The organism is Pseudomonas sp. KCJK9058, from assembly GCF_046230975.1.
GTDB classification, from domain to species: domain Bacteria; phylum Pseudomonadota; class Gammaproteobacteria; order Pseudomonadales; family Pseudomonadaceae; genus Aquipseudomonas; species Aquipseudomonas alloputida.
In genome coordinates, this window is the sequence record NZ_JBJJLR010000040.1 from 26968 (window position 1) to 53738 (window position 26771).

The window sequence follows — 26771 nt, forward strand, 5'->3', positions numbered from 1 at the left end:
TTCCAACATGCCAAAAATGAAAACCAAGAGCGGTGCTGCGAAGCGCTTCCTGAAGACAGCTTCGGGCTTCAAGCACAAGCACGCTTTCAAGAGCCACATCCTGACCAAAATGTCGACCAAGCGTAAGCGTCAACTGCGCGGTGCCAGCTTGCTGCACCCGTCCGACGTCGCAAAAGTCGAGCGCATGCTGCGCGTTCGTTAATTCTGGTTAAGATAGAGGAAGTTACTCATGGCTCGTGTTAAGCGCGGCGTTATCGCTCGTAAGCGTCACAAAAAAATTCTGAAACTGGCTAAAGGTTACTACGGTGCACGTTCGCGCGTATTCCGTGTAGCCAAGCAAGCGGTCATCAAGGCAGGCCAATACGCCTACCGCGACCGTCGCCAGAAGAAGCGTCAGTTCCGCGCACTGTGGATCGCTCGTATCAACGCCGGTGCCCGCACCAACGGTCTGTCCTACAGCCGTCTGATTGCTGGCCTGAAAAAGGCTTCGATCGAAATCGACCGTAAGGTTCTGGCTGATCTGGCAGTGAACGAAAAAGCGGCGTTTGCTGCGATTGTCGAGAAAGCTAAAGCCGTTCTGGCTTAAGTACCCGCGACAATCACCCGGCGGTGCTAGCGCTGCCGGGCATTGAACGTCATCGATAGGGGAAGAGCCTTCAAAGCTCTTCCCCTATTTTCGTATCTGGAGTCTGTACATGGAAAACCTGGATGCGCTGGTCTCCCAAGCCCTAGAGGCCGTGGAACGCGCTGAAGACATCAACGCCCTGGAACAGATCCGGGTTAATTATCTCGGCAAGAAGGGCGAACTGACCCAGGTGATGAAGACCCTGGGCAACCTGCCAGCCGAAGAGCGACCGAAAGTCGGCGCGCTGATCAACGACGCCAAAGAGCGCGTCACCGTTGTGCTCAATGCCCGCAAGGCTGCCTTTGAAGAAGCCGAGCTCAGCGCTCGCCTGGCTGCCGAATGCATTGACGTCACCCTGCCAGGCCGCGGCCAGGCCACCGGTGGCCTGCACCCGATCACCCGTACACTCGAGCGCATCGAGCAGTTCTTCACCCACATTGGCTACGGCATTGCCGAAGGCCCAGAGGTGGAAGACGACTACCACAACTTCGAAGCGCTCAACATCCCTGGCCACCACCCGGCGCGGGCGATGCACGACACCTTCTACTTCAATGCCAACATGCTGCTGCGCACCCACACCTCGCCGGTGCAGGTGCGGACCATGGAGTCCACCCAGCCGCCCATCCGCATTGTGTGCCCGGGCCGCGTATATCGCTGCGACTCGGATATCACCCACTCGCCGATGTTCCACCAGGTCGAAGGCCTGCTGATCGATCGCGATATCAACTTCGCCGACCTCAAGGGCACCATCGAAGAATTCCTGCGCGTATTCTTCGAGAAAGAGCTGGCGGTCCGTTTCCGCCCATCGTTCTTCCCCTTCACCGAGCCGTCTGCAGAAGTCGACATCCAGTGTGTGATGTGTTCCGGCAACGGCTGCCGCGTGTGCAAGCAAACCGGCTGGCTGGAAGTGATGGGCTGCGGCATGGTGCACCCGAATGTGTTGCGCATGTCCGGCATCGACCCAGAAGAGTTCCAGGGCTTTGCCTTCGGCATGGGTGCCGAGCGCCTGGCCATGCTGCGCTATGGCGTCAACGATTTGCGTCTGTTCTTCGACAACGACCTGCGGTTCCTAGCCCAATTCCGCTAGGCCCAATCGACGCAACTTTCAGGAGAACAGCATGAAATTCAGTGAACAGTGGCTGCGCGGTTGGGTCAACCCGCAAGTCTCCCGTGACGAACTGGTCGCCCGCCTGTCCATGGCCGGCCTCGAAGTTGACAGCGTTACCCCCGCTGCCGGCCAGTTCAGCGGCATCGTCGTGGGCGAAATTCTCGCCACCGAACAACACCCGGACGCCGACAAGCTGCGCGTGTGCCAGGTAAGCAGCGGTCAGGAAACCTTCCAGGTTGTGTGCGGCGCCCCTAACGCCCGCCCAGGCATCAAGATCCCGTTCGCCATGATCGGTGCCGAACTGCCAGGCGACTTCAAGATCAAGAAGGCCAAGCTGCGCGGTGTCGAGTCCTTCGGCATGCTGTGCTCGGCTGCCGAACTGCAGATCAGCGAAGAAAACGACGGCCTGCTGGAACTGGCTGCCGACGCTCCGGTTGGCGAAGACATTCGCACGTACCTGAGCCTGGATGATGCCAGCATCGAAATCGGCCTGACCCCGAACCGCGGCGACTGCCTGTCCATCGCCGGCCTGGCACGCGACGTCAGCGCCCTGTACGACACCCCGGTCACCCGCCCGGTGGTGCCAGCCGTAGCGGCCGCCCATGACGAAGTGCGCCCGGTCGAAGTCAGCGCCCCGGCTGCCTGCCCGCGCTACCTGGGCCGCGTTATCCGTAACGTCGACCTGAGCAAGCCAACCCCACTGTGGATGGTCGAGCGCCTGCGCCGCAGCGACGTTCGCAGCATCGACGCCGCCGTCGACATCACCAACTACGTGATGCTCGAACTCGGCCAGCCGATGCACGCCTTCGACCTGGCAGAAATCAACGGCGGCATCCGCGTGCGCATGGCCGAAGAGGGCGAAAAGCTCGTCCTGCTCGACGGCCAGGAAGTTGCCCTGCGTGCCGACACCCTGGTCATCGCCGACCACACCCGCGCCTTGGCCATCGCCGGCGTCATGGGTGGCGAGCACAGCGGTGTGAATACCGAAAAAACCCGCGACCTGTTCCTGGAAAGCGCCTTCTTCGAGCCGATTTCCGTCGCCGGTAAAGCCCGTTCCTACGGCCTGCACACCGATGCCTCGCACCGCTACGAGCGCGGCGTCGACTCGCAACTGGCCCGCGAAGCCATGGAGCGCGCCACCCAGTTGCTGCTGGACATCGTTGGCGGCGAAGCCGGCCCTGTGGTCGAAGCGGTCAGCGAACAGCACCTGCCACAGGTAGCCCCGGTCACCCTACGCGCCGAACGCATCACCCAGATGCTTGGCATGGAAATGGACCCAGCCCAGGTCGAGCAGTTGCTCAACGCCCTCGAGCTGACCACGACCAAGAGCGGGGAAGGGCAGTGGACCGTCAGCGTACCAAGCCACCGCTTCGACATCAGCCTGGAAGTGGACCTGATCGAAGAGCTGGCCCGCCTGTACGGCTACAACAACCTGCCGGTTCGTTACCCGCAAGCCCGCCTGGCCCCACAGGGCAAGCCGGAAACCCGCGGTGACCTGCCGACCCTGCGCCGCCTGCTGGTTGCCCGCGGCTACCAGGAAGCCATCACCTACAGCTTCATCGACCCGAAACTGTTCGAACTGTTCAGCCCGGGCGTAGAGCCGCTGCTGCTGGCCAACCCCATCTCCAGCGACATGGCCGCCATGCGCGCCTCGCTGTGGCCGGGCCTGGTCAAGGCACTGCAGCACAACCTGAACCGCCAGCAAGACCGCGTGCGCCTGTTCGAAAGCGGCCTGCGCTTTGTCGGCCAACTGGGTGACCTGCAGCAGCAGCCAATGATTGCCGGCGTCATCACCGGCAGCCGCCTGCCAGAAGGCTGGGCCAACGGCCGCGACGGCGTCGACTTCTTCGACGTCAAAGCCGACGTGGAAGCCCTGCTGGGCTACTCCGGCGCCCTGAGCGACTTCACCTTCAGCGCCGGCAAACACCCAGCCCTGCACCCAGGCCAGACCGCTGCCATCGAGCGTGACGGTAAACTGGTCGGCTACCTCGGCGCCATTCACCCAGAGCTGGCCAAGGCCCTGGGCCTGGACCGCCCGGTGTTCCTGTTCGAGCTGGTGCTGGGCGACGTGGTCGAAGGCCGCCTGCCGAAATTCAGCGAACTGTCCAAGTTCCCGGAAACCCGTCGTGACCTGGCTTTGATCGCAGGACGTGATGTGGCTTCTAGCGCGGTGCTTGAATTAATTCGTGACAATGCAGGCGAATGGCTCACAGACCTCAGGCTGTTTGATGTGTACCAAGGTAAAGGCATTGATCCTGATAGAAAAAGCCTTGCCGTCGGCTTGACCTGGCAGCATCCATCGCGCACTCTTAACGACGATGAGGTGAACACTACCCTGCAAAACATCCTCACCTCGCTCGAACAAAGGTTGAACACCACGTTAAGGAAATAACGGCATGGGTGCTCTGACGAAAGCTGAGATGGCCGAAAGGCTGTACGAGGAGCTGGGGCTTAACAAGCGTGAGGCCAAGGAGCTGGTCGAGCTGTTTTTCGAAGAAATTCGGCACGCACTTGAAGAGAACGAGCAGGTCAAGCTGTCCGGTTTCGGCAACTTCGACCTTCGCGACAAACGCCAGCGGCCGGGCCGTAACCCCAAGACAGGGGAAGAAATCCCGATCACTGCACGGCGCGTCGTCACCTTTCGTCCAGGGCAGAAGTTGAAGGCCCGGGTTGAGGCCTATGCTGGAACCAAGCCATAACGACGAACTGCCCCCCATACCGGGCAAACGCTACTTCACCATTGGTGAAGTGAGCGAGTTGTGTGCCGTAAAGCCACACGTGCTGCGGTATTGGGAGCAGGAGTTCGACCAGCTGAACCCTGTGAAGCGGCGGGGGAACCGGCGGTATTACCAGCGCCAGGATGTGCTGATGATCCGCCAGATTCGTGCGCTGCTGTATGACCAGGGGTTCACCATTGGCGGGGCGCGGTTGAGGCTCTCCAGTGATGAGGCTAAAGATGAATCCAGCCAGTACAAGCAGCTGATTCGGCAGATGATTGTTGAATTGGAGGATGTGTTGGTGGTTTTGAAGAAGTAAACCGGGTTTCTGATGAGTGGAAAATTTTTTGAGAAAAAGCTTTCATTTATCAGAGGGTTAGGGTACATTCTTCAACGTTCTCGGCAAGATTGAGAACATGCTTCAAAGCCCAGTCGGGGCGTAGCGCAGCCCGGTAGCGCACTTGCATGGGGTGCAAGGGGTCGAGTGTTCGAATCACTCCGTCCCGACCATATATTTCAATGACTTAGGCTATTTCCGAAAGGGATGGCCTTTTTCATGTGCGTGACTTTTGCGTGACTTCTCAGGATTTTACGCCTGCCTCCTCTTCAAAATTGTCAGCACCGGCCCACGCGAGTCCGTCGCTGAAACTTTGTTTGCCGCCTTTATCAACACTCCCTCACCGAAGCGGCATCAGTGAATCTCGTGGCTCTCCGGGACCCGCTGAGTTTCAGCGCCCCCTCAATGCCGAAGCTCAAGGCGCTAACTCAATTCGTTTCATGAAGCGCACGATTGCGGCTTTCGAACATCGAACGTTCGCTTAGCGAGCGCCTGTCCAGATGAGGCGCTCTCGTATAGGGGAGTATCGCTCCATGTTACCGAGTCTTAACGTCCTCAGGATAACGCTGGCACATAGACAACTTGGTCACGCCCCCCATGTTTGGCCGCATAGAGACCGCCGTCAGCGCGCTTTATTGCATCATCAATCTGCTCACCCTGGGTGAGCAGGGTGCATCCAATGCTCATGGTCATCTTCCGAGGGCCGCCGGGCATCAAAAACGGCGTGCTGCCGATTGACTGACGCAAGCGCTCCGCAATCTGCGTTAATTCTTGGCTATCTTTAACCCGTAGCAGGGCCACGAACTCCTCTCCTCCCTGGCGTACCAGCAGGTCATCTGGCCGAAGCGTAGCCCGCAGGCGGCGGGCACACTCGCAGAGCACTTTATCGCCGGCATCGTGGCCATGCTCGTCATTGACGGATTTGAAACGGTCGAGGTCTGCGTATACGGCACCTAGCCGTAAACCTCGCTCCTCAGCCAAACGAAGCTCTCGATTCTGAAATGCTGCCAACGCCCCGCGGTTCCATAGTTGTGTCAAAGGATCAAGCAAAGCCCTGCGCTGCCCGCGATCCATTTCAACACGCAGAGCGCGATTGACCTGAGCTAGGCTCCGCAGTTGCAAATAACCCTCGGTGAGCGTGGCTAAGTCCCGAAAATGAGCCTGTTGTGCCTCGCTGAGCTTCCGCGGCCGAGGATCGAACATGCACAGGGTGCCAATGGCTTTGCCATTTGAGGCACGTAACGGGTGGCCCGCATAGAACCGGATATAGGGTGGGTTCAGCACGAGGGGATTGTCCTCGAAGCGTGAATCGCACCTGGCGTCGGAAACCATCAAGGTATCTTCACCGAGAATCGCGTAGCCGCAAAAGGACACATTGCGCTTCGTCTCGCTTACCTCGATACCGATTCGAGCCTTGAACCACTGCCGATCCTGATCGATTAGGCTGATCAGAACGGTCTCCACCTGGGCTAGTGCTTGGGTGAGTCGTACCAAGGTATCAAGATAATGCTCGGCCGGCGTATCGACCAAGTACATGTCATCAAGTGTGCGCTGACGAAGTGCTTCATCAGCGGGTAGAGGACAAGCTGGCATGTCTGTTACTCCACTCCTTGGTTCGTTTTTTCACAAACGCGGATAGAAAACTCTCAAGCATCTTGGCCAATGCCGCACACGCTCGGCGCCTTCAGGCCAGCCGAAGTAGAGAGCATAGCAAACCGGTTGGCTCTATCCCGGATCCTCCAGTGGGTCATACCTGTGGCGTTGATCGGCGCGGCTCGGTCGGTCGCCCAAGACCTCGACAAACTTCTAAGGCTTACAGGTGGCTTTAACAAACGGTTGAGGTTGTCGCCCCTGGCTGCCTTATTGGTAAACCGGTATTGACCTCGAGTTAAGTCAAGGTTTTAGAGTGGCGTCCGGACGCTCTCGCTGCTTTCGGAAATGAACTCATAAAGGACCAGGAATGGACACTCCGACTTCACTGCTGATTTTCCAGATCACCTGCTGCATTGGCTTGAGCCTGTGGCTGAGTATCAGCCTGATCAACAACCTGCAGGCCTTTGCCAGCTCAGTCGGGGCGATCGGGGAGACCATGTCGATGGCGCCGCTGGCCCAACCTCCCGGAATCAGCCTCCCTTTGCTGGTGCGAGCGATGACCTCTCATGCCATCCATCGCTTGGCCTTGTCGATCATCGTGCTGACACAGGCAGCCGCCGTTCTCGCGGCTTGGGTTGGCTGCTATGAACTGCTGCTTGGCGCCGGTTTGGAGGTGGCGAGGCCCTGGTTGAACCTGGCCTTGAGTGCAACGCTCGGGTTCCTGTTCTCGATGCTGCTGGGCGGGATATGGTTCGGCTACTGGATCCGCCAGGAAGGGTTGCAACTGACCCATCTGCTGTTGATGGTCTGGATCCTGCTGCACTTCGTCGTACTGAATGTCCGCTGGAGTTGAGCGGCCTAGGGAAGCTTGGAGCATTTCAGTTAAAAGGAGCAACAGATGAAGATGATGATCGTAGGCGCCGGAAGAGGGTTGGGCCGGGCTTTGCTCGAAGGGCTCGGCAAGCCAGGGGACACGCTGATCGGCGTATCACGCAAACAGCCGTCAGACTTGGCCCTTGCCCCGGGCATCGATCTGCAGTGGGTCGATGCCGACCTTGCCAAGCCAGCGGCGGCTGTGGCACAGATCGCGGATCGGGCACCTGCCGATCTGGATGTCCTGATCTACAACGTTGGCATCTGGGAAGAACACGCCTTCAGCGAGCACTATGCCTTCCTTGACGACAGCGACGAATCGATCACCAGGCTGGTCGAGGTGAACATCACTGCCACGCTGCTTCTGCTCAAGCGCCTGGTGCCCAAGTTGCTTGGTGCGCCCCGGCCGCAGTTGATCCTCACTGGTTCGACCTCAGCTCTTCGCCAGAGTGGGCGCCCAGAGGTAGCGTTCGGCGCCTCAAAGTTCGCCCTCAACGGCATGGCTGATGCGCTGCGCGAAGGTTTCAGGGATGACAACCTGGCGGTGACCGTGCTTCAACTGGGTTATCTGAATACCGACGACTCCCTGAACACGCCACTGGCGCAAGCCGCAGCACGTGGCGAGCGGCGCCAGGTACCGGTGCATGATGTGGTCACTATGGTCGACGCGCTGTTGCGCTTGTCCGGGGCTTCGTTCGTACGGGAGCTGATCTTGCCGGCCATCGGTGATGAGCGCTTCTGACGCCAAAGCACCGGAGCCTTTGCGTGAGGGTTCGGCTTTGATGTCTCAGTCGATGGAACTGAATCTTGGACCGCGTCCAGCAAGAAAAGAGGCAAGGAGCTAGGTCGTTGGGTCGCCTTCAAAATCGGGAGTCGCATAGGTCTTGAAGGCACCCAGTCAATGATGAGTCATTCAGCGCATCATGCCCAGTTCAGCATCATCCATCAGTGCCTTGGCCAACGCGCAAAGGTAGTGCGAAGCCCAGATCAACTGAGGTTTATCTTCCATCAATCCATCCAGAGTCATGTCCCGTGCATAGCCCATCAGCTCGGACGCCTGTTCACGGGCGCTTTGGCAAGGGATGCCGGCTTCGATGCGGAAGAGGGGATGGGTCTGGTTTTTACCTTGGTAGAAGGTGGTTTTGCCGACGGTGAATTTGGTTTCTTCTGTGGACATTGTTCAGTTTCCCCAAGATTGCTTCAGCCTGTACGGGCCTATTCGCGGGTGAACCCGCTCCTACGGGAGCACGGCAGTCTTCAAGGCTGAGGGAGTGCCGGGGAGGGGAGATCCGCGAAGAGGCCGGCCCAGGCAGTGCATCAGCGAGACGTCAGTGCGTAGTGCGAGGCTCCGTGGGCATCTGCACTTGGGCTATTGCGGACTCGAGCAAAGCTCTCAAGGTCTCCAGTTCATGCATCGAGGTCATCATCAAAATCGACGCGGGGGACTTGGGCTGCAGCAGCATTGCCTGATGCACGACGGTCGCCGCGCATAACGCGTAGTCCGTAGCCTGAACCAGGGTGTCTTCCAAGGAAAGAACGTTGTGGGGTGGATCAGGTACTATTTTCAGCATAAACCCTCTCAGTGCCTTACAGGGCTGCCGCAGTACCGCTGTCAAACGGAAGGGTGGCAGCTGTTTGTGGGTTGACAGACCGGGGGCACTGAGAATCCCGGCGCACACGAAGGTGCCCCACGCACAGCTGCCATAACTGGCATTGCACATGCTCTCAGTGAACCACGGTCTGTCAAAACCGTGCCGCCAATGGGTGGCGACAGGCCGAGACTAGGGCTGACTATTTCCATGTGCAACGAAAATCAGGCGCGAGGAGTATCTTTGGGAAATGGCCTACAAGGAAGGGGTAATTTCTGATTTTTCGACCCGCTCCCGTTCCCCAAAACGTCGACAGGAAACATGCGGGCAAAAGAAAGCCCGCCGAGGCGGGCTAAGTACTATCACGTAGGGATAGCTTCATCCTGCCCAAGCCACTGTGAAAATGGGGTGAAAGAAAGGTCCCCATAACGTCATCATCCAGTGACGTTAGCGGGGCCCCGTGCCCTTTAAAGCTCGGCTTTCTGCCGCTGGTGGCGCTGAAAGCGGGTAACCGCGATCTGGACGGCAGCTGCAACGAGGCACAGCAGGCCGACTTTCCAGCTGCCCTCCAGGCCGTAATGCTCGGCGATCTTCCCTGTGATGATGACGCTAACGAAGATGGCGAAAGGCAGGATCAGTTTGTTCATCGGGTCTTCCAGCAGGCTGCAAATGGCTCGGGTGAACATGCAGTTCACCCAGCGGAAAGGCCGCGATCTTAGCAAATCCCGTTGCGGCGTGGTGGTCACATCCAGAGCGGTTGCAAGGTGTGCTGTCTGTATCGCGATAATGGCAATGGGGCAGCATGGACTTGCGCGACCCAGCCCTCGAAACTGATCCATTCGCATCTGGACCAGGGCCGGTCATGAATAACCTGCAACGCACACTCTCTCTCATGCTGCTGCTGGCAGCCGCTTCATTGACCGCCTGCGTCCCCTGGAAACGCGAACGCGCCGCCTACGCGGACCTTTGCGAATCCGAGTTCCAGTTCAAAGTGCCAGGCCCGCAGGGGGAGACCACCCTCTACCTGGAAACCTACCTCTACGACCACGCCGCCCTATGGGGCGAAAAGCGCTATGAGCAAAGCCTGTACGTGCAGTACCCGGGCGAGAAGTACTCGCGGCAGGAATTCTTTGTGCAAATGATCGCCTACAACAAAGACCGCCAACGCCCGTCGACCGATGCCAAGCGTGGCGAGCCGCCGATACCGGTGCTGTACGACAGCCGTCAGGCTTACATCACCTTCGAAGACGGCTTGCGCCTGAATGCGCGGCCCGAGGTGTACTTGGGCATCAACGAGACCTACGACTTTCCGTTGGTGAATGAGAAGACCGCCCGGCCATCGCCATATGACATCAACAGCGATGAAGTGCACCGGATGATTCCCAGGATGACCAACAACAAGCGCTATGGCTCGGCTTACGTGATCTTTCAGACGGACAAGTTCCAGGCAGATTCCAATTGGACGATTCATCTGGGGGCACTGGATGTGCAGGGCCGCAAGGTGCAGATTCCGCCGCTGAAGCTCTGCTATCACCCCGTTAAGAAATGGATCGGGATCGAGCCGCTCATGCGGCCTTGAGTGGAAGGTGTCCGCCATGGGAGGTTTGGCGGCGCTCGATCTCACCGGCAATACAAACCCACCGGCGAACACCTCCCAGCCCCCCATTGCGAATTTCCTGGTTTCAGCTAACTTATACAAAAACCTGTACAAGCATGAGAGGTTGTACATGTATTGCGAGTGGCCCTTCACCCTGTACTTTGACGGCGCCTGCCCGTTGTGCGCTCGGGAGATAGCCTTCCTGCGCAGGCAATCGACCGGGGGAAAGCTCATCCTGGTTGACATCAGTGCTGATGATTTCGATGCAGGGGCGTTGGGCTTCACGGTTGAGCAACTGAGGTCATGCCTGCATGGAAGGTTCGCGAGCGGGCACTGGGTTACAGGCTTGGACGCCACCTTGTGGAGTTGGCGTGCTGCCGATGTGGGCCTGTGGGTCGCGCCACTGGCTTTGCGTCCGCTACGTCCCCTGTTTTCGGTGCTTTACAGGCTGTTCTGTCGATTGAGGCCACACTTGGCCTGGCTACCACATCCCGATGGCGGGCACCGTTGTAACGGTGAGGAGTCCAAATGTCACATTCGTTAGCCGAGCACTACCATGAAATCCTGGTCGGTATTGGTGAAAACCCGCAGCGCGAAGGGCTTCTGGACACACCCCAGCGTGCGGCAAAAGCGATGCAGTACTTGTGCAACGGGTATGCCCAGGATCTTCAAGAGGTCGTAAACGGTGCTCTGTTCGAGAGTGAAAACGATGAAATGATTGTGGTGCGTGACATTGAGCTCTACTCATTGTGCGAACACCACATGCTGCCGTTTATTGGCAAGGCGCATGTCGCGTACCTGCCAACAGGACGCGTGTTAGGCCTTTCCAAGGTTGCACGCGTGGTGGACATGTTCGCCCGTCGTTTACAGATACAGGAAAACCTCACGCGGCAAATTGCGTATGCCGTGCAGGAAGTCACGGATGCCGCAGGGGTAGCGGTCGTGATCGAAGCCAAGCATATGTGCATGATGATGCGCGGTGTAGAGAAGCAAAACTCGGTGATGATTTCATCCGTGATGTTAGGTGCATTTCGCGACGCCCCCTCGACGCGGCACGAATTCCTTAACCTCATTGGACGACACAGTTGACGTCCGGTCCTGAACCGTCGCGAAGGGGCGCCCAGATGAGTTCCGTTGCTACCGCTTTATCTCCAAGCCGCTTCACTGTCCTGGGTTACGGCGGTCTGCTGCCGTTTATTGGTTTGACGGCGCTCATCCTCTTTTGGGCTGAATATCGAGCGTTTTTCTCGATCATGCTGGTTGGCTATGGCGCGGTGATACTGAGCTTCGTCGGTGCCCTGCACTGGGGGTTTGCCATGACGTTGCAGGGTTTGCCCGCAAAGCAGCGTCAAGAGCGACTGGTGTGGAGCGTTATACCGGCCCTGATCGGTTGGGTTGGCACGTTGCTGCCTGTGCCATTGGGGTGTCTGGTGTTGACCTTTGGTTTTGTCGGCCATCTTTGGCAGGATCGCAAACTGGCGCAAGCGATGCCTGGGTGGTATCTGCCGATGCGCGTGCATCTCACTGCTGTAGCGAGCCTCTGTTTGCTGGTCAGTGCACTCGCTGTATTCATTGATTTTTGAAACCCCAATCCACGCTTCGATCCGTTCTACCCTGCCAGGGTGAGCGCTACGAATAACCCAGTCGGGGGCTGCGCGGCTTGCTTTTCGTTCCATGAATAGACGCTCTTCCACTCAACACTATAGCAGGCATCACTCGTCGTTCTGTTCCAACAGCATCGACCCACCCAGCCGCGTGATGGCCGGATCGTTGGGGAAATTCCCACAACATCGGTGCGGCGCGTGGTTGGCCCCCGCAGCTTTTTACAGCTGCCTTCAAGGCCATAACGCACGGCGATCTTCCTGGCGATGAAGACGCTGAGGGTGATTTGTTTCTGAATGTGTGATCTCTCCCGCTCAGTCTTCGTCAAGAAGATTGCCCCTCGCCGTCGTCTGGGGATTGATACAGGGCCTTCCATGCAAACGCTGTTGAACGAGATTCTCGAAGAAGTACGTCCCTTGATCGGCAAGGGCAAAGTCGCTGACTACATTCCCGCGCTGGCTGACGTGCCGGCGAACCAGCTGGGCATCGCTGTCTATGGCAACGATGGCAGTTACCACTGCGCAGGCGACGCGCGGGTGCCGTTCTCGGTGCAGAGCATTTCCAAGGTGTTCAGCCTGGTTCAGGCCATTGGCCATTCGGGTGAAGCCATTTGGGAGCGGCTGGGGCATGAGCCTTCGGGGCAGCCGTTCAACTCGTTGGTACAGCTGGAGTTCGAGCGCGGGCGGCCGCGTAACCCGTTCATCAATGCAGGGGCATTGGTGATCTGCGATATCAATCAGTCGCGCTTCGCTGCCCCCACGTTGTCGATGCGCGATTTTGTCCGACGGCTTTCAGGCAACCCCCACATCTCGATCAATACCCGGGTCGCTGATTCGGAATATCAGTTTCGCGCGCGCAACGCTGCCATGGCGTACCTGATGCAGTCATTTGGCAACTTCCATAACGAGGTCGAGACGGTGCTGCGCAGTTACTTCAGTTACTGCGCACTGCAAATGAACTGCCTGGACCTGGCGCGGGCATTCTGCTTCCTGGCCAATGATGGGTTCTGCAAGCACAGCGGTGAGCAGATCCTGACGCGGCGCCAGACCCAACAAGTGAACTCGATCATGGCCACCAGCGGGCTGTATGACGAGGCGGGGAATTTCGCCTTCAGGGTGGGTTTGCCTGGCAAGAGTGGCGTGGGTGGCGGGATCGTGGCGATCGTACCGGGGCAATTTACCGTATGCGTGTGGTCGCCAGAGCTGAATGCGGCGGGCAACTCCCTGGCCGGGATGGCGGCGCTTGAGCTGCTCAGTTCGCGGATCGGATGGTCGGTGTTCTGATCTGCGAACTCAGGGGCCATCAGGCGTCGCCTTGGCGGGTCAGAACGCGTACACCAACGTGGCCGTGGCGCTGCGTGGGCTGCCATACCAGCCGCGCGCGCCAATCGCCGTGTAGTAGGTTTTGTCCAACACGTTGTTGAGGTTCAGTGAAACGCTGGTCTGCGGCGTGAAGGCATACTGAGCCATCAGGTCGACCACGCTGTAGGGGTCCTGGGTGAACGTTTCGTTGTTGGGCCCGGCGCTCTTGTAATATTCGGTACCCTGCCAGCGCACACCACCCCCTACCTTTAACTGTGGCAGGGTCGCCAGGCGGTAGCTGGTGAACAGTTTCAAGGTGTCTCGCGGTATTTCAGTGTTCAGGCGGTCGCCATCCGAATCCTTGCTCACCGCATAGGTGTAGCTGGCCGAGACCTGCCAATCAGGCAAAATCTCGCCCGCCATTTCCATCTCGAAACCACGTGTCTTGGTACCCGACTCGGCACGGTAGGCCTGGTTGCCGTCTGGCGCCAGGTTGCTTCCGTCGGCTACCGCCAGGTTGTCCTGGTGCACCTCGAAAACGCTGAAAGCCGCGGTCAGGCGCTGGTCCCAGAACTCACTCTTCAGACCGAGCTCGTAGTTAACGCCTTCCAACGGGTCCAAGTAGGTCCCGTTGATATCCTTGTTGCTCTGCGGTTTGAAAATGGTGGTGTAACTGGCATAGGCCGACCAGTGCTCGTTGAGGTCATACACCAGGCCAAGGTAGGGCGTGACGACCCCGGTTTCGCTACGTGAGGTGCGGCTTGTCGCGCCGGACGACAGGGTGGTAGAGGTTTCGTCGCGTTTCCAGTCGATCAGCCGCGCCCCGGTAATCAGCGACAGGTCATCGGCCAGGCTCCAGCGTACCGAAGCCACCAGGCCGTCCTGGGTTTCATCCAGCGCGTCCTCCGAGGACTTGGCATGGATGGCGTCTGGTATCGCCAGCGAACCGTCCCAGGTGTAAATGTTGTCGATGGTCTGGATCGCCCACAGGGGGTAACCGTTGTTGCGGTAGTAGGCGCGGTAGTGACTGGCCCCGAGGTAGGCCTGGTGCTCGCGTGACAACAGCTCGAACGGGCCCGACGCCGACAGGTCGAACGAGGTCTGCCGGGGCTCGCCGGCCCAACGCCCCGTCCAGGTGCTGATGCCACTGCCATCGGGCTTGACGGTGCCGCTGGCCGCGGTGGCGAAGGCGTCGTCATAGCTGCGACGGCTGTGTTCGGCATTCAGTTTCAACTGCCAGCCGTTGTCCAGTTGATGCTCCAGCGTAGTGAATACCGTCTTGGTGCGACGCTTGTGATAGCTCCAGTCCGAAGCCGAATTGAACGCGCGGGAGGGGCTGAAGTGACTGCCATCTGAATTGAACATCGGGAAGCCGTGGTTGCCTGCCCCGTCGTTGTCCATCTCCTGATATTCCGCACCTGCTGTCAGCATCGTGCTGTCGGTGATGTCCCACTCCAGCACCCCATAGGCTACCTGCCGCTCCAGCGATTGGCGGTCGACGTAGCTCTGGCTGTCGGTATTGGAGGTGACAAAGCGCCCGCGGACATTGCCGCTTTGCGTCAACTTGCCCGAAACGTCCAGCTCGGTGCGGTAGTTGTCCCACGAGCCCGCTTTCAAGGTCAGCTTGCGTTGTGTTTCCAGGGTCGGCTTCTTGCGGATCAGGTTGACGGTGGCGCCCGGGTCGCCAGTGCCGGACATCAGGCCCGTGGCACCGCGCACTACCTCTACCCGGTCATAGGACACCATGTCGGAGAGGTCGTCCCTGAAGCCAAAGGTATCGGGGCGGTTGATGCCGTCCACCTGGATGCTGCCGACCTCGAAGCCGCGCACGTAGATATGGTTGGCGTCGCTTCCGGCGGGCCCCATGCTGTCAACGACCACGCCTGGTGTCTGTTCAAGCACCTGGGCAACATCGTTCAGGTTCTGGTCTTCAATCTGCTGGCGGGTGACCACGCTGACCGATTGGGGTGTCTCGCGAGCAGACAGCCGCAGCCCGGTTGCGGTATTGACCGAGCCGGTGGTGTAGCTGCCGGTGCCTTCGGTGGTGGCACCCAGGGCCATGCTGGAGACAGTGGTTGCCGCAAGCTCCATGGCGCCATCCTGTTCAGCACTGACCAGCATGAAGTGCTTGTCGCCCGCTGCCTGCACCTGCAAGCCACTGCCTTGCAGCAGTTCTGCCAACGCCTGATGCAGCGCGTAATTGCCGTTCAGCCCTTTGCTGTGCAAGCCTGCGACTGCTTCATGGCTGAAACTGATGACTGCCCCGCTGGCGTCGGCAAACTGGTCGAGTGCGTGAGCCAATGACCCTGCCGGGATGCTGTAACCCACAGGCTCGGCCCAGGCATGTGCAGTGCCCAGCAGCGAGCCCGCGAAGCTGACCGCTAGCGCGGTTTGGCGAATACGGGTGGCGGGGGAGGAAAAGCGAGCGGACATCCATTGACTCCTTGCTGATCGAATACAAGTGCTCCCAGTAACAAACGTGTTGTTGACGGAAATACTTAGTAGCAAGGTGCCGATAGGGCTGAGGATCTACTTTGGCAGTAACATCCTCATCGCAGCACAAGGCTGCTCCTGCCAGTGCTGTACACGCTTTGAAACCGACATGCAGGCTCTCGGTACTTGCCCAGGCAGTGTCGGGCGGCGCCCGTGAACCCACGCATTCACCGGAAATGGAACCTACCGAAGATGACCTGCCAAGCGTTTGCCCCTTATCAGTGCCTTGCCACTGTCTTGCTGAAGTATCTGCCGTCCGACCAGCGTGATGGCTCCCACGACTTGGCCCATATTCAGCGCGTGTGGGTCAATGCGCACCGGATTCAGCAGGTAGAGGGTGGCGACCTTGAAATCTTGCTTGCGGCGACGGTGCTGCACGACTGTGTGGCGGTGGAAAAGCATTCGCCCTTACGTGGGCAGGCCTCGACGTTGTCGGCGAACAAGGCTGCATCAGTCCTTGCTGAGATGGGCTGGCCGAGTGGGCGTGTTGAGCAGGTAGTGCATGCGATCAAAACGCACAGTTACTCGGCGGGGTTCGAACCGCTGACACGTGAGGCCTGCATCCTTCAGGACAGTGACCGGCTTGACGCCATCGGCGCGGTGGGTATTGCCCGGTGTTTTTACGTCGCCGGGCGAATGGGGTCGGCGCTCTATGACGTCGAGAATCCTTTCGCGCAGCAGAGGGCGTACCAGGACGGGGCGTATGCCATCGAGCACTTCCAGACCAAACTGCTCAAGCTCGCTTCGGGCTTCAAGACCCAAGAAGGGGCTCGCCTTGCTGCCGAGCGTCATACCGGGCTTGAAACCTTTCTTACCCAGTTCATGGACGAGATTACCGGGGCCGGTTAGTCATGCCGGGCTTGTGCCGTCCTTGAATTCAGTCAGCCCAGCGCCACAGCGGCTCATCCAGCAACCCAACCCCCCGCAGCTGGGTTTGCCCTTGTATTTTTTCCAGCTCTAGCACATTGCACCCGTCACAGGCTGCCAGCGCGTTGATTAATGGCGCACTGTGCGATACCACCCAAACCTGGCTACGGCGTGATGCACGAATGATCAGCCGCGCCAAGGCCGGGAGCAGGTCCGCGTGCAGACTGGTTTCCGGTTCGTTCAACACCATCAGCGATGGCGGCCGTGGTGTGAGCAGGGCGGCCATCAGCAGAAGATAACGCAGGGTGCCGTCCGACAATTCAGCACCCTCGAGCGGGCGCAAAAGACCGTGCTGGTGCAGCCGTACACTGAACAGCCCGCCAGGTGGCGCATTGACCTCCAGACGGCTGCCGGGAAACGCGTCATTCAGCGCTTCCACCAGATCCTCCACATCACCAATTTCGATAATGGTCTGCAATGCTGAGGCAAGGTTGCGCCCGTCGTGATGCAGTACCGGCGAGCGAGTGCCCAGTTGGGGCTGACGGCAAGGCGCATCACGGTCAATCCGGAAGTGATCGTAAAACCGCCAGCTGTTGATGAACGCGCGCAGGTCACCGATTTCCGGTGCCTGGCGTGGCCGGCCGACGATGTTGAAAAAGCTCTCGCCGCTGTCAGCATGCTGATCGAGCACTGCCCAGCGGTTGCCCTCGCGGGCCCGCACCAGGGCATTCTTGCGCTCGACCAGCAAGGAAGAGGGGCGATAGGCGCCAGCGCCCCAGATGGCCTCGCACTTTATTTCAGGGTCGAGCATGAACGCGCTCGGATACGGCAGGGGAATTGGCAGGCCGAGGGTGATGGCAAAACCGAGGTCTTCGGTGGTAAAGCCCAGGCGCAGGCGCCTGGCTTCGCTCGGATGCTGGCCTTGGATGGGCACTTCGCCGCGCCGCATTCGTGCGCTGGTTTCTGGGCCGGCCCACCAGGTCGAATCCAGCCCGCCTTCACGGGCGAGGGCTTCGACCACACCGCCCTGTGCGGTTTCGGCCAGCAGGCGCAGCGCCTTGTACAGGTTGGATTTGCCGCTGCCGTTGGCACCGGTCACCAGGTTGAGTTGGCTCAGCGGCAGCACCAGGTGGTTGATCGAGCGGTAGTTGCCGATGGCGAGGGTAGTGAGCATGCAGTGCTTCCCAGCGTGGACCAGGCGACCGATTGTGGCCGAAGCGTGCCTGCCTTGTCAGCCACCCCTGCTGAGGCTGTTGCAAGTGAAGCAGGCGTGCGCACCGTCTATAGTGTGGGGCAACCTCTCGCGCAAAGGATGCTCACATGGCCAGATCAACAATCATGACAGCCATTGTCACCTCATTGGCGGTGGCCTTGGCCTCTGGCCCGGTGCTCGCCGACCCGGGTAATGGCAAAGGCCAGGGCCAAGGTCAGGGGCACGGCAAGGGTCAGGCGCCGCACGCCCAGGGTCAGGGTCAGGGCCAGGGCAATTCGGGCGGCCACAAGCAGAGCGCCGGCGGCAATGACTGGCACGGCGGCCCGTCCATCGACCGTGGCGATGTACTGGGCATCCTCGGTGGCCACCGCAACTACTGGAGCCCGGGTCCGGCTTTGCCTCCAGGCATTCAGAAGAACCTGGCCCGCGGCAAGCCCCTGCCACCTGGTATCGCCAAGAAACTGGATGGCCGTCTGTTGGGGCAGCTGCCTCACTACGACGGGTATGAGTGGATGCAAGCGGGCGCAGACCTGATTCTGGTCGCCGTGGCGACCGGGATCATCTATGAGGTGTTGAACGGGGCGTTCGACTAAGGCCGCAGGTGCGAGCAGTCCGCTCGGTCCCTGCAGGCGCTGGCGTGCCTGCGATGGGCTGCGCAGCAGCCCAACGGCCTATCAACGCCGCCGCAACACCGCGGCCAGCCCAAGGGTCAGCACCACAGCGCACAGCATGGCCAGCCCGATGGTCACGCCAACGCCCCACGTTTCCAGCAGCCCCGCCAATACCAGATAGAACGCAATCACCCCCACCGCGCCGATCGCATTCCCTCGCACCATCGCCGCCATCCCGGCTCGCCCGCCCTGCACATGGGCGAACACCACCAGTGGCCAGGCAATCACCGGAATCGGCGCCAGCATCCCGCTGGTCGCCGGGCCCAGCCAACTGGCCAGGCTGGTGGTGATCATCAGCAGGGAAGTGGCAGATACCATGCGCAACGGGATTTCCCAGTGCCGGTGCCGGGGGCGGGCCAAGGTATCAGGTTTGGGCTCGCGGCCGCTGGCGCGGATCAGCACGCCGATCAGCACCAACGCCACTGCAATCGACAGGTACAGGCTGCCCCAGTGGGTAAAGGCATAGGCGGCCAGGCCATAGAACAGCAACGCCAGCAGTACGGCCACGGCGATGCCGAGTGTGCGCGTGGCCAGCAGGTAGACGGTGTAGGTGGCCTGCACCGCCGCCAGGCCGCCCAGTGCGCCGGGCAATGCGCCCAGGGCGAAGGCCGTGCCCTGTTCCAGGCACAGGAAGGTCATCACCAGCGCCGAGGTGATCGGCAGGCCGGACAGCAATCCGCCTAGCAGGCCGCCCCAGCGCCGGGAGGCGAGGGAGATGGCCCACATCAGCAGGGGGGTGATGGTGAGTTTCAGGTAAAACAGGGTCATTGCGGGTGCATCCACGCTTGATGAAGGTGCGCCCGCCTTCGACATTGGGTAGGGCGCGGAGGAATCAGCCGCGGCTGGCCTCCAAGGCCTGGGCCAGGTCGGCGATGATGTCGTCACTGTGTTCGATGCCGATCGACAGGCGCACCATGTCCCGTGGCACGCCGGCCTTCTCCAGTTCCTCGTCGTTGAGCTGACGGTGAGTAGTGGAAGCGGGGTGGCAGGCCAGTGACTTGGCGTCGCCGATGTTCACCAGGCGTACCACCAACTGCAATGCGTCGATGAAGCGCGCGCCAGCCGCCTGGCCGCCCTTGATACCGAACGACAGGATCGACGCCGGCTTGCCGCCGGTGTAGCGCTGGGCCAGTTCATGTTCGGGGTGGTCGGGCAGCCCGGCGAACTTCACCCAGGCCACTTGCTCGTGGGCTTGCAGGTAATGGGCGACCTTTAGCGCGTTCTCGGTATGGCGCTCCATGCGCAGGGCCAGGGTTTCCAGGCCTTGCAGGATCAGGAAGGCGTTGAACGGCGACAGCGCGGCGCCGGTGTTGCGCAAGGGCACCACACGGCAGCGGCCGATGAAGGCGGCAGGCCCGAAAGCTTCGGTGTAGGTGACGCCGTGGTAGGACGGGTCGGGGGTGTTGAGCAGGGCGAAGCGTTCCTTGTTTTCGGCCCAGGGGAATTTGCCGGAGTCGATGACGATGCCGCCGATGCTGGTGCCGTGACCGCCGATGTACTTGGTCAGCGAGTGCACGACGATATCGGCGCCGTGCTCGAACGGCCGGCACAGCACCGGGGTGGCCACGGTATTGTCGACGATCAGCGGCACCCCGTGTCGGTGGGCGGCCTCGGCCAGCGCAGCGATATCAACGATATTGCCGGCGGGATTGCCGATGGACTCGCAGAATACCGCTTTGGTACGCGCGTCGATCAGCGCTTCGAGGGCGGCGATATCGTCATGGGCCGCGAAGCGGGTGTGGATTCCCATGCGTGGCAGGGTGTGCGCCAGCAGGTTGTAGGTGCCGCCGTACAGCTTGGCCACCGAGACGATATTGTCGCCGGCTTCGGCGACGGTCTGGATGGCGTAGGTGATAGCCGCCATGCCCGAGGCGACGGCCAGCGCGCCAACCCCGCCTTCCAGGGCGGCCATGCGCTGCTCGAGCACGTCGTTGGTGGGGTTCATGATGCGCGAATAGATGTTGCCGGCAACCTTCAGGTCAAACAGGTCGGCGCCGTGCTGGGTGTCGTCGAAGGCGAAGGAGGTGGTCTGGTAGATCGGTACGGCCACCGCCTTGGTGGTCGGGTCGGGGCTGAAGCCCGCATGGATGGCAAGCGTTTCCAGCTTCATGCAATCGTTCCTTGAGCGTGGGTGGAAGCGTTCGAGCATGCGGCGGCGGGTGGGCATGGGTCAAGGAGGATCATTCTGGTGGTCCCTGCGCGGCGTTTGCGGCCACTGGGTCGACAGTAAAGATATGCAAAGTTTCCCTGTGCCATCACACCGCAGCTCTAGAATCCTGTCGCTGCCCGATCCGCTAAGGCAGGCAGCAGATCTAGCCTTGTGGAGCGTTTCAATGAAGTCGAAAAACCTTTTGCGCGCAGCCTTGGTGGCGGCGCTGGTATCCGCCTTGTCGGGTTGCTGGATGTTCATGCCACCGGGTGGTGGCGGGGGTCATGGTGGGGGTGGCCACGGCGGTGGTTTTGGTGGCCATCAGGGTGGCGGCCCGCGCTAAGCTGACCCCGCGATGGACCGCGCCCTCTCGGCCGGGTTGCAAGCGCGTACCCGGCACGGGCGCACGCACCTTGGTCGCCCGAACCGCGCGTGGCACAGCGCCGGTGTTTGCGCTTTAGGGCATGCAGGATGATGCGCTGATCGGCAGTTGATCCTGCTTCACGTCGGGTTCCTGAGGCGAGCGCACGCTGTTCGCCACCCCAAACGGTACATGCACCATCGGCAGGTTTCCCGCTGGCGATTGCAGGTGCGTGCGCTGGTCGTCGAAAAACACATGCGGCTTCAATATCGACAACACCCTGGGTTTATCCATACCGCCTAGAAAAAAGCACTCATCCGGGGATACGCCCCAATCCTTCAAGGTCGTCACCACTCGCTCATGCGAAGGCGCGTTGCGCGCCGTGACGATGGCAATGCGCAGAATCCGTTGGTACGTCGGGTCCTCGGCCAGCTTGCGGTCCTCCAGCATGCGTATCCGCGATAGTTTGCGGTAAAGGTCTGCCAGTGGCCCCGGCGAATGCGGGGTGCCCTTGTGCATGCGCTCGTGTTCCTGAAAGTCGTCCAGGTTGTCGTTGCGCTTGTAAACACTCTCTGCCTCGTCGTCGGCAATCACGCCATCGAAGTCGAAGGCCACCCGCAGCTCAGTGTCGATTTCATCATCGTAGATGCGCGTAGGCAGTACACGCCCGGCAGGGTAGTTGGCATCGATGGCCTTTTGCACATCTTCCTCGTTGGCGCTGAGGAACAGCGAGGCATTGAACGCCGGGATGTATTCGTAGGGCGAGCGGCCCGACATGAATGCCGCGCGGGTGATGTCCAACTGATAGTGGCTGATGGAGCGGAACACCCGCAGGCCGGTTTCCGGCGAGTTGCGCGAGAGCAGCACCACTTCCACCGGCAACTGGTCGGGGAACGCCTTGTTGATGCTCAGGAAGCGGCGAATGAACGGGAGCGCCACCCCCCTGGGGAACGGCTCGTCCAGGTTTTGCTCCTGGTGCTGGCGGTAAGCCTCGACACCTTGGGTCTGGTAGATGTCATCGGAGACGGAGAGGTCGAACAGCGCACTCGAGGCAACGCCGATGACCAGTTTTTCTTCAATGGGGTAGGGCATGAAGCGGCTCCTGCGAGTGGCATGAAGGCAAGTGTACGCGCACGTTCTGACGAAAGCCGTCAATTGCGCGACTGATCAGTGGATCCGGTAATGTCATTTTGATAGCTTCTCGCCCCTTACCGCAGTATCCGGACAGTGATTGATGAACCAGCTACATGAACACGGCACCCTGACTCCGCTTGCCGAGGCGAATGGGAACACAATGCACGAGCCCCACCATGAGGCGGACGCGTCGGCCCAGCAGGCCCCCGGGCATGACGCACTGCAGGCCAGTATCGAGGCGCTGAACAAAAAGCTCGTGGCAACTACCCTGGCCCGTGTGCAGAAGGAAGGGGCGATTCGCAAGCACCTTGAGCAGTGCCAGCAGCAACTGGCCGCCAGCAATCAGGCTCGGGAGGGGCTGTCCATCACGGTGACCACGGCGCTGAAGAAGCTCGCGCTGGCAGCGAGCACCCAGGCAGACCGTGTGGACAGTGTGGAGACGCGCTTGACCGGCCTGGCTGAGCGCCAATGTCAATGCGTGGCGCAGTCAGCAGCCGGTTGGCCCGCGTACCTGGAACGTCATGGGGTGTCGTTGGTCGCCTTGGCCGTGGCTGTGTTTACGCTGGGGCTGCACCTGCTTGGGTAGTGCAACCTCAAGGCTGCACTGGGTTCAGCGTTGAAGTGCCAAAGCTTGCGGGTTGGCGACGTTCTTCGGTACCCCTTCGAAAAACGCCAGCACATTGTCGAAGGCGTCACCGAAGTACAGCTCGTAGCCGTTCTTCTCCACATACCCCAGGTGGGGCGTGCTGAGTACACGTGGGTGACGCAGCAGTGGATGGGCCGGGTCGAGTAACGGCTCCTCCTCATAAACATCCACCGCCGCGTAGCCCGGCCGCCCGACATCCAATGCCTGCAGTAATGCGCCTGGTGCAATCAGTTCCGCGCGGCTGACGTTCACCAGCAAGGCGTCGGGCTTCATGTGGGACAGGTCGTCGAAGGTCACTCCATGGCGTGTCTGATCCGAAAGGCGCAGGTTCAGGCTGACAATATCCGCCTCGGCAAAAAACGCCTCACGCGAGGCGGCAGCAGCGTGGCCATGGGCTTTGGCTGTGGCGCGGCTGCTGTCGCTGCCCCACACCAGCACGGGCATGTCGAAAGCCTGCGCATAACGCGCCAGGCGCTGGCCGATCTTGCCATAGCCCCAGATGCCCAGCGTCTGCCCAGCCAGCGCCTGGCCCAGGTTGACCTGCCATTGGCCTTGGTGAAAGGCATCAATGGCCGGCACCAGTTGCCGGCGGGCATTGAGGATCAGCGCCCAGGCCAGTTCGGCAGGCGCTACCGGCGATCCGCGTCCCTCGGTCACGGCAATGCCGCGCGCGGTGCAGGCAGCCAGGTCGAGGTGGCTGGACACCTTGCCGGTCTGGCTGATCAGCTTGAGGTTGGGCAGGCGGTCGAGCAAGGCAGCGTCGATGCGTGTGCGTTCGCGGGTGAGTACCAGGGCGTCGGCATCGGCAAAACGTGCGGCAAGTTGTTCCAGCGTGGCAGGCGGGAGCTCATGAAGGACGCTGACAGCATGCCCGCTCAGCTTGCCGAAGCAATCGAGGGTACGGATTACGTTTTGGTAGTCGTCGGGAATGACAATGCGCATGGTGGTCTGGCCCGGGCGGTACAGTGAAGCGTCGAAGATAACCTAACGGGCGGTATCGGTGTCAGGTCAGGCTGCAGTCGCTGCACATCAGCACCGGCTCTGCCGCCCAGTGATGCAACCGCCATGCGTTGGCGGCCCTGTCGCGACACGAGGCCGGCTCTACTGGCCACCAGATAGCTGCTCCACCAGAAAATCCACAAACACCCGCACCCGCGCCGGCATCGCCGGGCCGCCGACGAACACCGCATGAATCGGTTCCCGATCACCCGGGTTGTAAGCCTCCAGCAGCGGCACCAGTTGCCCGTTGGCCAGGTCATCGGCCACGGTAAAGGTGCCGATACGCGCCACGCCGGCGCCCAGCCTGGCCAGCTGCGCCAGCGCTTCGCCGCTGCTGCATTCGATATTCCCTTTAACCTTCAGTGAGAATGTATGCCCGTCGCGGTGAAACGGCCAGTCGGGCATCGCGCGGCGGAAGTTGAAGCGCAGGCAGTTGTGCCGGGCCAGGTCTTCAGGTTCAAGCGGGGTACCGTGGCGTTGCAGGTAATCGGGCGAGGCCACCACTACCTGGCCGGTCTCGCCAATGGCGCGAGCGCTCAACGAGCTGTCCGGCAGGTGACCGAAGCGCAGCGCCACGTCGGCCTGGCCGCCGAGAATGTCAGCCACCTCGTCGCTGAGGGTCAGGTCAACCAGCACTTGCGGGTAGCGTGCGCTGAAGGCCGCCAGCAGCGGCACTACGGTCAACCGGGCATGGCCCAGCGCAGCGCTGACCCGCAAGCGCCCGCGTGGCACGCCTTGGTCAGTGATGGCTTCTTCCACTTCCAGCATGTCCGCCAGCACCCGCCGTGCGCCGCGCAGGTAGGCCTCTCCCTCGGGGGTGAGGGTGAGCGCCCGGGTCGTGCGCAGCAGCAGGCGGGTACCCAGGCGCTGTTCGGTGCGGGCGAGAATGCGGCTGACCGCCGAGGGCGTCAGGCCTAGCGCTCGGGCGGCAGCAGACAGGCTGCCCGCTTGCGCCACCTTGACAAAAATCTCCATCTCGCCGGATCTGCCACTGAAGTCCATTTGTGCCTCTCAAGCAAAGGTGGTTCGCAAAAATGCAGTCTAGTGCGCATTTTAAACGGATCGTAGCATTTGCGGCATAGATAAGGAGCTTGCCATGCGTATCAATCCACCGCTTGTCGCACTCGCCATCGGTGCCTTCGGCATCGGCGTTACAGAGTTCGCCCCCATGGGTATGTTGCCCAGTATCGCTACCGACCTTGGCGTTTCCATTCCTGCTGCCGGGCTGCTGGTCAGTGCCTATGCCATCGGCGTGCTGATCGGCGCGCCGCTGATGACCCTGGCCACGGTGAAGATCCCGCGCCGTTACCTGCTGATCGGGCTGATGGCCATTTTCACCTTGGGCAACCTGATGTCGGCCCTGGCCAGCGACTACGCCAGCCTGCTGGTGGCCCGCGTGGTCACTTCACTCAACCACGGCGCCTTCTTTGGCATCGGCTCGATCGTCGCGGCCAGTGTGGTGCCGCCGGCGAAGCGCGCCGGGGCCGTGGCTGCAATGTTCATGGGTTTGACCCTGGCCACCATCGGCGGCGTGCCGTTAGCGACCTGGTTGGGTGAAATGCTGGGTTGGCGCACGGCGTTCTGGGGGATTGCCGGGCTTGGCCTGGTGGCGATGACCACACTCTGGTACGCACTGCCCAATGTTGCGTCGCCCAAGGGCGAGGGTGCCATGGCCGAGATCCGTGTGCTGGGCCGCAGGCCGGTACTGGCGGCCTTGTTGCTGACCGTGGTGGGTTCCAGCGCCATGTTCACGGTGTTCACCTACATTGCGCCGATCCTGCAGCATGAAGCGGCGGCGTCCACCCCTTTCGTGACGGCCATGCTGGTGCTGTTCGGTGTCGGCCTGACCTTGGGCAACGTGTGGGGCGGCAAGGCGGCGGACCGCTCGATCGATCGCACCCTGATCCTGTCACTGGCTGGGCTGATTGCCGTGCTGCTGGTGTTTCCGCTGGTACTGGACTGGCCGCTGCCGACGGCCCTGGCGATCCTGGTTTGGGGGGCGGCCAGCTTTGCCCTGGTGCCGCCGCTGCAAATGCGGGTCATGGAAGCGGCCAAGGATGCGCCCAACCTGGCCTCGGCGGTGAACATTGGCGCGTTCAACCTGGGCAATGCGATCGGTGCGGCGCTGGGCGGCGCGGTGATCAACGCGGGGCTGGGCTACCCGGCGATTTCCCTGGCGGGGGCTGCGATGGCGGCGCTGGGGCTGGGGCTGGTGCTGCTGCTTGCCTGGCGTGGGCGAGGGGTGGTAGCCGGGCGGCAGGTTGCGCTGTAACAGGCCGGAACCTTGGGGCGCCTTGCGCCCCTGGATACACGTTCTTGCGGGTACTACGGGGTACCGTTTCGGCCATGCAGGTGATAGGCAGGGCGCTCGCTCAGGCGCTCGTAATAATCGCGCACCGCGGGCAGGTGCGGGTGCTCGAACGGCGTTTCGAACCAGCGGTTGACCGACAGGCCGATCGGGATGTCGGCCAGGGTGAACTGGCTGCCGGCCACATAGGCACCGGTGCCGGCCAGCTGGCGGTCGAGGATGCGCATGTAGCGTGACCACTCGGCACAACCGGCAGCCAGTGCTTGCGGGTCCTGGTGAGCGGGCGAATGCCTGACCAGCGACATGAACGCGTAGCTCCAAGAGCGGTTGAGGTCCGAGGCCTGCCAGTCGATCCACTGGTCGATCCTCGCCCGCGCCTGGGCCTCGCCGGGATAGAACGCGGTGGCGCCGTAGCGGCTGGCCAGGTAGCGGATGATGCTATTGGATTCCCACAAGGTGAAGTCGCCGTCCTGGATCACCGGAACCATGGCGTTGGGGTTCAGCGCGAGAAACTCGGTGCTGTCAGTGGCCTTGAAGCCAGAACCCCAGTCTTCGCGCTCGAACGCGATCTCGAATTCGGCGCAGGCC

30 protein-coding genes and 1 tRNA gene are annotated in these 26771 nt (G+C 61.0%); 19 read left to right on the top strand and 12 right to left on the bottom strand.

Annotated elements, in window-relative coordinates; translation table 11 throughout:
- Nucleotides 1-7: 7 nt before the first annotated feature.
- The 7 genes from rpmI to ACK59Z_RS19555 all read left to right on the top strand — a co-directional run bounded on the left by rpmI (nt 8) and on the right by ACK59Z_RS19555 (nt 4960).
- A complete protein-coding gene (gene rpmI, locus ACK59Z_RS19525) occupies nt 8-202 on the top strand; it encodes a 50S ribosomal protein L35 (protein WP_003250667.1) in 195 nt (64 codons plus the stop codon).
- A 27-nt stretch (nt 203-229) separates the two neighbouring features.
- Nucleotides 230-586 carry a 50S ribosomal protein L20 gene (gene rplT / locus ACK59Z_RS19530; protein WP_003250671.1) on the top strand — a complete coding sequence of 119 codons (357 nt, stop codon included), beginning with the start codon at nt 230-232 and terminating at the stop codon, nt 584-586.
- Nucleotides 587-695: 109 nt separating this feature from the next.
- Entirely contained in the window at nt 696-1712 is a 1017-nt protein-coding gene (gene pheS / locus ACK59Z_RS19535) for a phenylalanine--tRNA ligase subunit alpha (protein ID WP_003250674.1), read from the top strand.
- A 31-nt stretch (nt 1713-1743) separates the two neighbouring features.
- Complete coding sequence (gene pheT, locus ACK59Z_RS19540) at nt 1744-4125, top strand: phenylalanine--tRNA ligase subunit beta (RefSeq protein WP_004574323.1); 2382 nt, start codon at nt 1744-1746, stop codon at nt 4123-4125.
- 4 nt (nt 4126-4129) lie between these two features.
- Entirely contained in the window at nt 4130-4432 is a 303-nt protein-coding gene (ihfA, locus tag ACK59Z_RS19545; RefSeq protein ID WP_003250679.1) for an integration host factor subunit alpha, read from the top strand.
- Nucleotides 4413-4769: a MerR family transcriptional regulator gene (locus ACK59Z_RS19550; RefSeq protein WP_003250681.1), complete on the top strand. Its 357-nt coding sequence runs from the start codon at nt 4413-4415 to the stop codon at nt 4767-4769. Before ihfA ends, ACK59Z_RS19550 begins: the two co-directional genes overlap by 20 nt.
- A 114-nt stretch (nt 4770-4883) precedes the next feature.
- Nucleotides 4884-4960 (top strand) — tRNA-Pro (locus ACK59Z_RS19555).
- A 382-nt stretch (nt 4961-5342) separates the two neighbouring features.
- On the opposite strand, the gene ACK59Z_RS19560 is transcribed toward ACK59Z_RS19555, so the two are convergent.
- The gene (locus tag ACK59Z_RS19560; RefSeq protein WP_409293578.1) at nt 5343-6380 is read right to left on the bottom strand and encodes a diguanylate cyclase; all 1038 of its coding nucleotides are present in this window, start codon (nt 6378-6380) and stop codon (nt 5343-5345) included.
- A 367-nt stretch (nt 6381-6747) separates the two neighbouring features.
- On the opposite strand from ACK59Z_RS19560, the gene ACK59Z_RS19565 reads away from it, so the two are divergent.
- Together ACK59Z_RS19565 and ACK59Z_RS19570 are read left to right on the top strand one after the other, a co-directional pair.
- Nucleotides 6748-7233, top strand: coding sequence for a DUF2165 domain-containing protein (locus tag ACK59Z_RS19565; protein ID WP_108191457.1), 486 nt, complete (start codon nt 6748-6750; stop codon nt 7231-7233).
- Nucleotides 7234-7278: 45 nt separating this feature from the next.
- Nucleotides 7279-7995, top strand: coding sequence for an SDR family oxidoreductase (locus ACK59Z_RS19570; protein ID WP_047603971.1), 717 nt, complete (start codon nt 7279-7281; stop codon nt 7993-7995).
- A gap of 171 nt (nt 7996-8166) precedes the next feature.
- Here the strand turns inward: ACK59Z_RS19570 and ACK59Z_RS19575 are convergent, their stop codons facing one another.
- From ACK59Z_RS19575 to ACK59Z_RS19585, 3 genes are all read right to left on the bottom strand, one after another.
- Entirely contained in the window at nt 8167-8430 is a 264-nt protein-coding gene (locus ACK59Z_RS19575) for a DUF3077 domain-containing protein (protein ID WP_014753560.1), read from the bottom strand.
- A gap of 151 nt (nt 8431-8581) precedes the next feature.
- Complete coding sequence (locus ACK59Z_RS19580) at nt 8582-8824, bottom strand: hypothetical protein (protein WP_409293579.1); 243 nt, start codon at nt 8822-8824, stop codon at nt 8582-8584.
- 485 nt (nt 8825-9309) lie between these two features.
- A complete protein-coding gene (locus ACK59Z_RS19585) occupies nt 9310-9528 on the bottom strand; it encodes a hypothetical protein (protein WP_014591528.1) in 219 nt (72 codons plus the stop codon).
- 176 nt (nt 9529-9704) lie between these two features.
- Between ACK59Z_RS19585 and ACK59Z_RS19590 the strand changes: the two genes are divergently transcribed.
- From ACK59Z_RS19590 to glsB, 5 genes are all read left to right on the top strand, one after another.
- Nucleotides 9705-10421, top strand: coding sequence for a hypothetical protein (locus ACK59Z_RS19590; protein ID WP_409293585.1), 717 nt, complete (start codon nt 9705-9707; stop codon nt 10419-10421).
- Between the two features lie 148 nt (nt 10422-10569).
- Nucleotides 10570-10983, top strand: a complete 414-nt coding sequence (locus tag ACK59Z_RS19595) for a thiol-disulfide oxidoreductase DCC family protein (RefSeq protein WP_409293586.1) — start codon at nt 10570-10572, stop codon at nt 10981-10983.
- The gene (folE, locus tag ACK59Z_RS19600; RefSeq protein ID WP_409293580.1) at nt 10968-11528 is read left to right on the top strand and encodes a GTP cyclohydrolase I FolE; all 561 of its coding nucleotides are present in this window, start codon (nt 10968-10970) and stop codon (nt 11526-11528) included. Before ACK59Z_RS19595 ends, folE begins: the two co-directional genes overlap by 16 nt.
- 35 nt (nt 11529-11563) lie before the next feature.
- On the top strand, nt 11564-12022 hold the full coding sequence (locus ACK59Z_RS19605) for a DUF3429 domain-containing protein (RefSeq protein ID WP_019751940.1): 459 nt from the start codon (nt 11564-11566) through the stop codon (nt 12020-12022).
- Nucleotides 12023-12415: 393 nt separating this feature from the next.
- Nucleotides 12416-13324, top strand: coding sequence for a glutaminase B (gene glsB, locus ACK59Z_RS19610; RefSeq protein ID WP_004575383.1), 909 nt, complete (start codon nt 12416-12418; stop codon nt 13322-13324).
- A 39-nt stretch (nt 13325-13363) separates the two neighbouring features.
- Here glsB and ACK59Z_RS19615 read toward each other — a convergent pair whose 3' ends face one another.
- A complete protein-coding gene (locus ACK59Z_RS19615) occupies nt 13364-15775 on the bottom strand; it encodes a TonB-dependent siderophore receptor (RefSeq protein ID WP_108191459.1) in 2412 nt (803 codons plus the stop codon).
- Nucleotides 15776-16027: 252 nt separating this feature from the next.
- Here ACK59Z_RS19615 and ACK59Z_RS19620 point away from each other — a divergent pair, with 252 nt between their 5' ends.
- Nucleotides 16028-16684, top strand: a complete 657-nt coding sequence (locus ACK59Z_RS19620; protein WP_409293581.1) for an HD domain-containing protein — start codon at nt 16028-16030, stop codon at nt 16682-16684.
- Between the two features lie 28 nt (nt 16685-16712).
- On the opposite strand, the gene ACK59Z_RS19625 is transcribed toward ACK59Z_RS19620, so the two are convergent.
- A complete protein-coding gene (locus tag ACK59Z_RS19625) occupies nt 16713-17876 on the bottom strand; it encodes an AAA family ATPase (RefSeq protein ID WP_409293582.1) in 1164 nt (387 codons plus the stop codon).
- Between the two features lie 146 nt (nt 17877-18022).
- Here ACK59Z_RS19625 and ACK59Z_RS19630 point away from each other — a divergent pair, with 146 nt between their 5' ends.
- Nucleotides 18023-18508 carry an anti-virulence regulator CigR family protein gene (locus tag ACK59Z_RS19630; RefSeq protein ID WP_004575387.1) on the top strand — a complete coding sequence of 162 codons (486 nt, stop codon included), beginning with the start codon at nt 18023-18025 and terminating at the stop codon, nt 18506-18508.
- 81 nt (nt 18509-18589) lie between these two features.
- Here the strand turns inward: ACK59Z_RS19630 and ACK59Z_RS19635 are convergent, their stop codons facing one another.
- Both ACK59Z_RS19635 and ACK59Z_RS19640 read right to left on the bottom strand, forming a co-directional pair.
- Nucleotides 18590-19354 carry a hypothetical protein gene (locus tag ACK59Z_RS19635; protein WP_003250736.1) on the bottom strand — a complete coding sequence of 255 codons (765 nt, stop codon included), beginning with the start codon at nt 19352-19354 and terminating at the stop codon, nt 18590-18592.
- Between the two features lie 64 nt (nt 19355-19418).
- The gene (locus ACK59Z_RS19640) at nt 19419-20696 is read right to left on the bottom strand and encodes a bifunctional O-acetylhomoserine aminocarboxypropyltransferase/cysteine synthase (RefSeq protein ID WP_004575388.1); all 1278 of its coding nucleotides are present in this window, start codon (nt 20694-20696) and stop codon (nt 19419-19421) included.
- Between the two features lie 223 nt (nt 20697-20919).
- Here ACK59Z_RS19640 and ACK59Z_RS19645 point away from each other — a divergent pair, with 223 nt between their 5' ends.
- Nucleotides 20920-21078 (top strand): hypothetical protein, encoded by a 159-nt coding sequence (locus ACK59Z_RS19645; RefSeq protein ID WP_004575389.1) that lies wholly within the window; start codon nt 20920-20922, stop codon nt 21076-21078.
- Nucleotides 21079-21192: 114 nt separating this feature from the next.
- On the opposite strand, the gene ACK59Z_RS19650 is transcribed toward ACK59Z_RS19645, so the two are convergent.
- Nucleotides 21193-22188 (bottom strand): 5'-nucleotidase, encoded by a 996-nt coding sequence (locus ACK59Z_RS19650; RefSeq protein ID WP_060537554.1) that lies wholly within the window; start codon nt 22186-22188, stop codon nt 21193-21195.
- Between the two features lie 142 nt (nt 22189-22330).
- Between ACK59Z_RS19650 and ACK59Z_RS19655 the strand changes: the two genes are divergently transcribed.
- Entirely contained in the window at nt 22331-22816 is a 486-nt protein-coding gene (locus ACK59Z_RS19655; protein WP_004575391.1) for a hypothetical protein, read from the top strand.
- 24 nt (nt 22817-22840) lie between these two features.
- Here the strand turns inward: ACK59Z_RS19655 and ACK59Z_RS19660 are convergent, their stop codons facing one another.
- Nucleotides 22841-23818, bottom strand: a complete 978-nt coding sequence (locus ACK59Z_RS19660) for a D-2-hydroxyacid dehydrogenase family protein (protein ID WP_108191463.1) — start codon at nt 23816-23818, stop codon at nt 22841-22843.
- A 159-nt stretch (nt 23819-23977) separates the two neighbouring features.
- The gene (locus ACK59Z_RS19665; RefSeq protein ID WP_409293583.1) at nt 23978-24877 is read right to left on the bottom strand and encodes a LysR substrate-binding domain-containing protein; all 900 of its coding nucleotides are present in this window, start codon (nt 24875-24877) and stop codon (nt 23978-23980) included.
- A gap of 94 nt (nt 24878-24971) precedes the next feature.
- Between ACK59Z_RS19665 and ACK59Z_RS19670 the strand changes: the two genes are divergently transcribed.
- A complete protein-coding gene (locus ACK59Z_RS19670) occupies nt 24972-26147 on the top strand; it encodes an MFS transporter (protein ID WP_102885248.1) in 1176 nt (391 codons plus the stop codon).
- 53 nt (nt 26148-26200) lie between these two features.
- Here ACK59Z_RS19670 and ACK59Z_RS19675 read toward each other — a convergent pair.
- On the bottom strand, nt 26201-26771 hold a 571-nt coding region (locus ACK59Z_RS19675), incomplete at its 5' end, for a glutathione S-transferase N-terminal domain-containing protein (RefSeq protein ID WP_409293584.1).